The organism is Methylobacterium dankookense, assembly GCF_902141855.1.
Classification (GTDB): domain Bacteria; phylum Pseudomonadota; class Alphaproteobacteria; order Rhizobiales; family Beijerinckiaceae; genus Methylobacterium; species Methylobacterium dankookense.
In genome coordinates, this window is record NZ_CABFVH010000089.1 from 1 (window position 1) to 8,407 (window position 8,407).

At 72.0% G+C, this 8,407-nt stretch carries 9 protein-coding genes; 7 read left to right on the plus strand and 2 right to left on the minus strand.

The window, feature by feature from the left end:
* The first annotated feature begins 722 nt into the window (after positions 1-722).
* From MTDSW087_RS29070 to ureG, 6 genes are read left to right on the plus strand one after another with little or no spacing between them, the layout of a single operon-like run.
* On the plus strand, positions 723-1,343 hold the full coding sequence (locus tag MTDSW087_RS29070) for an urease subunit gamma (RefSeq protein ID WP_144769173.1): 621 nt from the start codon (positions 723-725) through the stop codon (positions 1,341-1,343).
* Positions 1,343-3,070, plus strand: a complete 1,728-nt coding sequence (ureC, locus tag MTDSW087_RS29075) for an urease subunit alpha (RefSeq protein ID WP_144769175.1) — start codon at positions 1,343-1,345, stop codon at positions 3,068-3,070. The genes MTDSW087_RS29070 and ureC overlap by 1 nt, the downstream gene beginning before the upstream one ends.
* A 19-nt stretch (positions 3,071-3,089) precedes the next feature.
* Positions 3,090-3,602, plus strand: coding sequence for an urease accessory protein UreE (locus MTDSW087_RS29080; protein ID WP_144769177.1), 513 nt, complete (start codon positions 3,090-3,092; stop codon positions 3,600-3,602).
* 39 nt (positions 3,603-3,641) lie between these two features.
* Positions 3,642-4,295, plus strand: coding sequence for an urease accessory protein UreF (locus MTDSW087_RS29085; protein ID WP_144769189.1), 654 nt, complete (start codon positions 3,642-3,644; stop codon positions 4,293-4,295).
* Positions 4,292-5,482, plus strand: a complete 1,191-nt coding sequence (locus tag MTDSW087_RS29090) for an aminotransferase class V-fold PLP-dependent enzyme (protein ID WP_238179587.1) — start codon at positions 4,292-4,294, stop codon at positions 5,480-5,482. Before MTDSW087_RS29085 ends, MTDSW087_RS29090 begins: the two co-directional genes overlap by 4 nt.
* An 11-nt stretch (positions 5,483-5,493) precedes the next feature.
* Positions 5,494-6,108, plus strand: coding sequence for an urease accessory protein UreG (ureG, locus tag MTDSW087_RS29095; RefSeq protein ID WP_144769181.1), 615 nt, complete (start codon positions 5,494-5,496; stop codon positions 6,106-6,108).
* Between the two features lie 118 nt (positions 6,109-6,226).
* On the opposite strand, the gene MTDSW087_RS29100 is transcribed toward ureG, so the two are convergent.
* Complete coding sequence (locus tag MTDSW087_RS29100; RefSeq protein ID WP_144769183.1) at positions 6,227-6,460, minus strand: hypothetical protein; 234 nt, start codon at positions 6,458-6,460, stop codon at positions 6,227-6,229.
* A 332-nt stretch (positions 6,461-6,792) separates the two neighbouring features.
* Here MTDSW087_RS29100 and MTDSW087_RS29105 point away from each other — a divergent pair, with 332 nt between their 5' ends.
* Positions 6,793-7,707, plus strand: a complete 915-nt coding sequence (locus tag MTDSW087_RS29105; RefSeq protein WP_144769185.1) for an alpha/beta fold hydrolase — start codon at positions 6,793-6,795, stop codon at positions 7,705-7,707.
* A 95-nt stretch (positions 7,708-7,802) separates the two neighbouring features.
* Here the strand turns inward: MTDSW087_RS29105 and rsmD are convergent, their stop codons facing one another.
* Positions 7,803-8,363, minus strand: coding sequence for a 16S rRNA (guanine(966)-N(2))-methyltransferase RsmD (rsmD, locus tag MTDSW087_RS29110; protein ID WP_144769187.1), 561 nt, complete (start codon positions 8,361-8,363; stop codon positions 7,803-7,805).
* Between the last annotated feature and the right edge of the window lie 44 nt (positions 8,364-8,407).

The following is an 8,407-nucleotide window of genomic DNA, read 5'->3' on the forward strand; positions in this document are numbered from 1 at the left end:
GCCACCCCGCGGGAGAGCCCGCCTGCTACAGCGCTGTGAAGGGCGCGCAGGCGGGCTCTCCCGCTACCAGCGAGCTACACCACCATCAGGGACACGACCACGGTGTGGATCGTGTACGGCACGAACGCGACCAATGCGCGGAGGAAAATCTCTCTCGGTTTGTCCGTCTAGGAACCTTCGTCCGAGCCTCGCTGACGGTCGCTCAGAAGGCTTCGTTTCGGTCACAATCCTGTCACGCGAGAGGGCTCCGAACCGTAGCTCGAAGCCCTCATCCAACCGCCGTCTGACAGTTCGCGGATCGTGCTCCGTCCCTAATCCGCTACTCCAAGAATGATGGTAAGTCGGCCATGTGTGGATCGCCGGACCGTAGCCATTCCTGATCCAACCACCCTTGCACTGACGGTCAAACCAGCCTTCCTGACCGTTTCCTCGCGCAGCCTCGGCCCTGAAAGCGGTTGTGAATGGGCGCCTTAGGCTCGATCCGACCGCTCATTTTCCAGCGTAAATCCAGCGTAATGAGCGTCCGAAAAGTGCTCATTTTGCCTTCGGATTGGGCATTGACAGCAGGATCCAGTACGGTAGCGTGAGTGTTGCTAAGACCCTGTGATAACGACGATTTTCGGATTGTGGAGCTACGTTTCGACAGATCGGGCTTGACCGGCGCGCGTGCATGATCCTTGCTCCGGCCCGTCGCCGCCCCGGCCAGATGCGAGGTCTCCCCCGTGCTCCTCACCCCACGCGAGAAGGACAAGCTCCTCGTCGCCATGGCGGCGCAGGTGGCGCGCAACCGGCTCGGCCGCGGCGTGAAGCTCAACCACCCGGAAGCGGTCGCGCTGATCACCGACTTCGTGGTGGAGGGCGCGCGCGACGGGCGCTCGGTCGCCGAACTGATGCAGGCCGGGGCCACCGTGCTCGACGCCTCCCAGGTGATGGAGGGCGTGGCGGAGATGATCCACGACATCCAGGTCGAGGCGACCTTCCCCGACGGCACCAAGCTCGTCACCGTGCATCACCCGATCCGCGGGAACCCTTCCGCCGACGTGCCCGGCACGGTCACCACGCTGCCCGGCGAGATCGTGTTCAACGCGGGCGCCGAGCGCACGGTGATCACGGTGGCCAATACCGGCGACCGGCCGATCCAGGTCGGCTCGCACTACCATTTCTATGAGGTCAATCCGGGCCTCGTGTTCGAGCGTGAGCAGGCCCGCGGCAAGCGCCTCGACATCGCGCCCGGCACCGCCGTGCGCTTCGAGCCCGGCGCGACGCGCGCGGTGACCCTGGTGCCGCTCTCCGGCGCGCGCACCGTCTACGGCTTCCGCGGCGACGTGATGGGCAAGCTGTGATGGCCAACACCCCCAAGCCCGCCGCCCTCCCCCGCGCGGCCTATGCCGACATGTTCGGCCCGACGACCGGCGACCGCATCCGGCTCGCCGATACCAGCCTCGAGATCACGGTGGAGCGCGACCTCACCACCTATGGCGAGGAGGTGAAGTTCGGCGGCGGCAAGGTCATCCGCGACGGCATGGGCCAGTCCCAGGCGACCAATGCGGACGGCGCCGTCGACACCGTGATCACCAACGCCGTGGTGCTCGACCATTGGGGCATCGTGAAATGCGATGTCGGCATCGTGCGGGGCCGCATCGCCAAGCTCGGCAAGGCCGGCAACCCGGACGTGCAGCCGGGCGTCGACATCGTGGTCGGGCCCGGCACCGAGGTGATCGCGGGCGAGGGCAAGATCCTCACCGCCGGCGGTTTCGACAGCCACATCCACTTCATCTGCCCGCAGCAGATCGAGGAGGCGCTCTGCTCCGGCGTCACCACCATGCTCGGCGGCGGCACCGGGCCGGCGCACGGCACCTTCGCCACCACCTGCACGCCCGGCCCCTGGCACATCGCCCGGATGATCGAGGCGGCCGACGCCTTCCCGATGAACCTCGCCTTCGCCGGCAAGGGCAACGCGGCCCGGCCCGAGAGCCTCGTCGAGATGATCCGGGCCGGCGCCTGCGCGATGAAGCTGCACGAGGATTGGGGCACGACGCCCGCCGCCATCGACACCTGCCTCACGGTGGCCGACGCGCACGACGTGCAGGTGATGATCCACACCGACACCTTGAACGAGTCGGGCTTCGTGGAGGACACGATCGCCGCCTTCAAGGGCCGCACCATCCACGCCTTCCACACCGAGGGGGCGGGCGGCGGCCACGCGCCGGACATCATCAAGGTGGCGGGGCTCGCCAACGTGCTCCCGTCGTCGACCAATCCGACCCGGCCCTACACGAAGAACACCATCGACGAGCATCTCGACATGCTGATGGTGTGCCACCACCTCGACCCGTCGATCCCCGAGGACCTCGCCTTCGCCGAGAGCCGGATCCGGCGCGAGACCATCGCGGCGGAAGACATCCTGCACGATCTCGGCGCCCTCTCGATGATGTCCTCCGACAGCCAGGCCATGGGCCGGGTCGGCGAGGTGATCATCCGGACCTGGCAGACGGCGGACAAGATGAAGCGCCAGCGCGGCGCCCTCCCTGGCGACGCGTCGGGCACCGACAACCTGCGGGCGCGGCGCTACGTGGCGAAGTACACGATCAACCCGGCCATCGCGCACGGGGTCTCGCGGCATATCGGCTCGGTGGAGCCCGGCAAGCTCGCCGACCTCGTGCTCTGGAGCCCGGCCTTCTTCGGCGTGAAGCCCGACCTCGTGCTGAAGGGTGGCGCCATCGCCGCCGCGCCGATGGGCGACCCCAACGCCTCGATCCCGACGCCGCAGCCGGTGCATTATCGCCCGATGTTCGGTGCCTTCGGCCGCATGCCCTTCGCCACCGCCCTCACCTTCGTCTCGAAGGCGGCGGTCGAGGATGGGCTCAGGGAGCGGCTCGGCGTGCAGAAGGCGCTGGTCGCGGTGGAGAACGTGCGCGGCGGCATCTCGAAGAAGAGCATGGTGCTCAACGACGCCACCCCCGTGATCGAGGTCGATCCCGAGACCTACGATGTGCGCGCCGACGGCGAGCTGCTCGTCTGCGAGCCGGCCGAGGTGCTGCCGATGGCGCAGCGCTACTTCCTGTTCTGACGCCCGGTTCCAGAGGTCCATGATCCGCGCCACCCGCCTCCTCCGCGCCGACGCCCTCTCCGGCGCGGAGATCGTCGACCGCGTCGTGCTCGACCACGGCGAGCGGCACCGCCGCCGCGTGGCCATGCGGGGCGCGGGCGGGCTCGCCTTCCTGCTCGACCTGCCCGAGGCGACGGTGCTGGAGGACGGCGACGCCCTGGTGCTGCAGGACGGGCGCCTCGTCTGGGTCGAGGCCGCGCCCGAGCGCCTCCTGGAGATCCGGGCGCCGTCCGACCACGCCCTCAAGCGGCTGATCTGGCATATCGGCAACCGGCACATCCCGGCCGAGATCGCGCCGGATGCCGTCTACATCGCCTACGACCACGTCCTCGCCGAGATGGTGCGGGGCCTAGGGGGCACGGCCGAGGCGATCGAGCGCCCGTTCCGCCCCGAGGGCGGCGCCTATGCGGGCGGCGGCCACAGGCACCATCACGGCCACGGCCATCACGACCATGAGCACGGGCATCACCACCACGCCCACGCGCAAGAGTGACGCGCATGAGTGATACCCTTGCGTGACGCGCTCCGGCTGATGGCGTGGCTGTCGCCGACCTATCCGGTCGGGGCCTATGCCTATTCGCACGGCCTCGAATGGGCGGTGGAGGCCGGCGACGTGCGCGACGAGGCGAGCCTGCTCGGCTGGGTCAGCGACGTGGCCGAGCGCGGTTCCTTGCGCAACGACCTGATCCTCGCGAGCCACGCGCACCGGGCGGCGGCCGCGGGGGATGCGGCGGCGCTCGCCGCGGTCAACGACCTCGCGCTCGCGCTGGCGCCCTCCCGCGAGCTCCATCTGGAGACGAGCCAGCAGGGGACGAGCTTCCTCGACGCGACGGCCGAGGCCTGGCCCAGCCCGGCGCTCGCCGGCCTCGCCGCCGCCCTGTCCGGGCCGGTCGCCTATCCGGTCGCGGTCGGCGCGGCGTCCGGCGCGCACGGGGTCGAGGCCGGCGCCATGCGCGCCGCCTACGGACTCGCCTTCGTCCAGAACCTCGTCTCGGCGGCGCTCCGGGCCGCGCCCGTCGGGCAGGCGGCCGGCACGCGGGTGATCGCCCGGCTCACCCCGGTCGTCGCGGCGCTCGCCGAGGCCGCCGGCCCGCTCGGACTCGACGCGGTCGGCTCGGCCACTTTCCGGCTTGATCTCGGCTCCTTCCGGCACGAGACCCAATATTCGCGGATCTTCCGCTCGTGAGCGGGCTCGACATCGCGCGCCTGCGGGCCGAGACGCCGGGCACCGCCCACGGCATCCACCTCAACAATGCCGGCGCCGCGCTGATGGCGGCTCCCGTGGTGGAGGCCGTGAAGGCCCATCTCGACCTGGAGGCGCGCCATGGCGGCCACGGTGCGGCCGAGCGCGCGGCGGACCGGCTCGCTGCCGTCCATGGCAGCGTCGCCCGCCTGATCGGCGCCGCCCCCGACGAGATCGCCCTCACCGAGAGCGCGACGCGGGCCTGGCTGATGGGCTTCCACGCGCTGGCCCGAACCTTCGGCCCGGGCGACCGCATCCTCGCCAGCCGGGCGGAGTTCGGCGCCAATGTCGTCGCCCTGCGCCAGGTCGCCCGCGCCACGGGGGTGCGCGTCGAGGCCATTCCCTGCGACGCACAAGGGCGGGTCGATTGCGCGGCGCTCGCGCGTCGGCTCGGCCCCGACGTCCGGCTGATCGCCGCGACCGCGATCCCCTCGAATGGCGGCCTCGTGAACCCGGTCGCCGAGATCGGGCGTCTCGCCCGCGCCCACGGCATCCCCTACCTGCTCGATGCCTGCCAGATGGTCGGGCAGCGCCCGGTCGACGTGGCGGAGATCGGCTGCACGCTGCTCGCCGCCACCGGCCGCAAGTTCCTGCGCGGACCCCGCGGCACCGGCTTCCTCTACGTCCGGCGGGACTGGATCGACCGGCTGGAGCCGGTGATGCTCGACCATTTCGGGGCGCCGCTCACCGCGGAGGGCTACACGCCGCGCACCGATGCCCGCCGCTTCGAGACCTACGAGCACGACCACGCCGCCCGGCTGGGCCTCGGCGTCGCCGCGGATTACGCGCTGGCGCTCGGGCTCGACGCGATCGCGGAGCGCTGCACCCATCTCGCGGGGCTCCTGCGTGCGGGCATCGCGGCGATCCCCGGCGCGGTCCTGCACGATCTCGGGCCCGATCCGGCGGCGCTCGTCACGCTCACCCTCGCGGGGATCCCGGCGGAGGCGGTGCGGGCGCGGCTCGCCGATTCCGGCATCGCCGCGGGCCTGTCCCTGCACGCGGCGGCGCCGGACGATGCGGCCGCGCGCAGCCTGCCGCCCCTTCTGCGGCTCTCGCCCCACTACTACAACGACGCCGACGAGATCGCGCGCACCCTCGCGGTGCTCGCGCGGATCGCGGCCCGCGCTTGAAGGACAGCAGCATGACCTCGCAGAACGGACCTCTCCGCGTCGGCATCGGCGGCCCGGTGGGCTCGGGCAAGACGGCGCTGATGGAACAGCTCTGCAAGCGGTTCCGCGACCGCTACGAGATCTGTGCGATCACCAACGACATCTACACGAAGGAGGATGCGCGCATCCTCACCGTGGCGGGCGCTCTGCCCGAGGAACGCATCATGGGCGTCGAGACCGGCGGCTGCCCGCATACGGCGATCCGCGAGGACGCCTCGATCAACCTCGCCGCGGTGGCCGAGATGCGCCGGCGCTTCCCGAAGCTCGACGTGGTGCTGATCGAATCCGGCGGCGACAACCTCGCGGCGACCTTCTCGCCGGAGCTTGCCGACATCACCCTCTACGTGATCGACGTGGCGGGCGGCGAGAAGATCCCGCGAAAAGGGGGGCCCGGCATCACCCGCTCGGACCTGCTGATCGTCAACAAGACCGATCTGGCGCCGCTGGTGGGGGCCGACCTCGCGGTGATGGAATCCGACACGAAGCGGATGCGCGGCGAGCGCCCCTACGTCTTCGCCTCGCTCCGCGAGGGCGCGGGCGCCGACACGGTCGCCCGCTTCATCGAGCAGGCCGGCGGCTTGGGCTGAAGGAACGGGATCCCAAAGGGATCATCCCTTTGGCGGGTCCAGGGCAGAGCCCTGGCTTGAAGACCCCGGGCTCCGCCCGGACCCGCGAGAGGGGTGACCCCTCTCGACTCCCGGAATCCTAGTGCTCGGCGTTGGCGGAGCGGGCGCGCACCGTGCCGGTGCGGGCGGAGCCGCCCATCAGGGCGTCGAGGCGGTTCATGCGGGCCTGGAAGCCTTCCGAGGCGGCGAGCGAGGCGCGGGCCTGGGCCTTCGGCGCGGGCTTGGCGGCGCGGATCTCGCGGGCCTCCGCGAGGGCGGGCAGGGCGACGAGGGCCGCGAGGCCGAGGGCGAGAGCGCGGGGAGCCGTTCTCATGGCAATGGTCCTGGGGATTGGCGCGGGGAGACCGCGCCCTTACCGGCCAAGCTAATCCTCCGGTCCAGGTGTCATCTGTGCGGTTCTGCACATCGCGCGCGCCTCGACAGGCGCACGCGCGGATGCGACCTTCGGCTCTCAGTCAGGCCAAGCCAGAGGAGGCGCCATGTCACCGGAGATGCGGGAGTCACGCGCGGCCCTGATCCTGCTGGCGGCGGCGGTGATCTCGGTCCTCGCCTTCGGTGCCTTCACGCTGCTCAGCCAGATCGGCTGAGCCGGGAGCCGCCTGTCCCGACGCGCGTTCTCGCTTCTCTGCGGCACGAGGAAGCGACATGGACGCGGCCGACCTGTTTCCCGGTTTCGAGGCCCGCTGGCTCGAGGCGCCCTGGGGCAAGGCCTTCGCCCGGATCGGCGGGCCGGAGGAGGCCCCGCCCCTCCTCCTGCTGCACGGCTTCCCGCAGAGCCATGCCATGTGGCACCGGGTGGCGCCCGGCCTCGCCCGCGACCACCGCGTGATCTGCCTCGACCTGAAGGGCTACGGCTGGTCGGCCGCGCCCGATGACGGGCCGCCGCACGAGGCCTATGCCAAGCGCACGATCGGCCGCGAGATCGTGGCGCTGATGGAGCGGATCGGCCACGTCCACTTCGCGCTCGCCGGGCACGACCGCGGCGCCCGCGTCGCCTACCGCCTCGCCCTCGACGCGCCGGGCCGGGTGGCGAAGCTCGCCCTCCTCGACATCGTGCCGACCCTCGTCCAGTGGGAGCGCATCGCCGCGAGCCCCGGCATGAACCCGCACTGGTCCTTCCTGGCGGAGCCGGCGCCGAAGTCCGAGGACGCGATCCTCAAGGGGCCGGATGCCTATTTCGAGGGGCTGCTCGCGGACTGGACCGGGCCGCACGACCTCTCGCCCTTCGACCGGCGGGCGCTCCACCTCTACCGGCAGGCCTGGAACGTGCCCGAGCGCATCCACGCCATGTGCGAGGATTACCGGGCCGGCGGCCCGCAGGGCCCCGACCGCGCCGCCGACGCGGCCGACCTCGCGGCGGGGCGCCGGCTCGCGATGCCGGTCCTCGTCCTGTCGAGCCGGGCCTATCTGGAGCGCGGCAAGTCCGAGACGGCCCTCGCCGTCTGGCGCCGCACCTTCGCGCCGGACGCGGCGGGCGCCGAGATCGAGGGCGGCCACTTCCTCGCCGAGGAGCAGCCGGCGGCGGTGCTGGAGGTGCTGCGGGAGTTCTTCGCGGGGTGAGGCGCGGGTCCCCTCTCCCGTTCGGGAGAGGGCCTGTCGCGGTTCGCTTGCGTGTTCTGGAGGCCGGCTGTTCCGGCTGGCGCCAGGCCGCGCCCTCACCCGCCCGCGTAGCGCGCCAGCGTCACCGCGGTCTCGCCGTAGCCGCGCCGCTCCAGCTCCGCGAAGCCGGCGGGCAGGTCGAGGGCGGCGGTCTCCGCCTCCTCCACCATCACCAGAGCGCCGGGCGCGAGCCAGCCGCCGGCGGCGGCGCTCTCCAGCGCCGGGCCCGCGAGGCCGCGGCCGTAGGGCGGATCGCAGAAGACGAGGCCGTAGGGCGCGCCCGGGCCCATGGGGCCGAGGCGGGTGGCGTCGCGGCGGAACAGGCGGGTCGTGCCCTCCGCGCCGAAGCTCTCGATATTGGCGCGGATCACCGCCCGCGCCTCCGCGCCCTCGTCGACGAGGAGCGCGTAGGCCGCCCCGCGCGAGAGCGCCTCGAAGCTGAGCGCGCCGGTGCCCGCGAACAGGTCGAGCACCCGCGCGCCCGGCACCGGGTCGTCGTAGGCGTGGGCGAAGATGTTGAACAGCGTCTCGCGCAGGCGGTCCGAGGTCGGGCGGATGGCGTCGCTGCGGGGCGTGGCGAGGCGCCGGCCGCGCCAGGCGCCGCCGACGATCCTCATCGCGCGCCGCGCGGCGGACGTCCGCCGCCGCCGCCGGGCCGCCC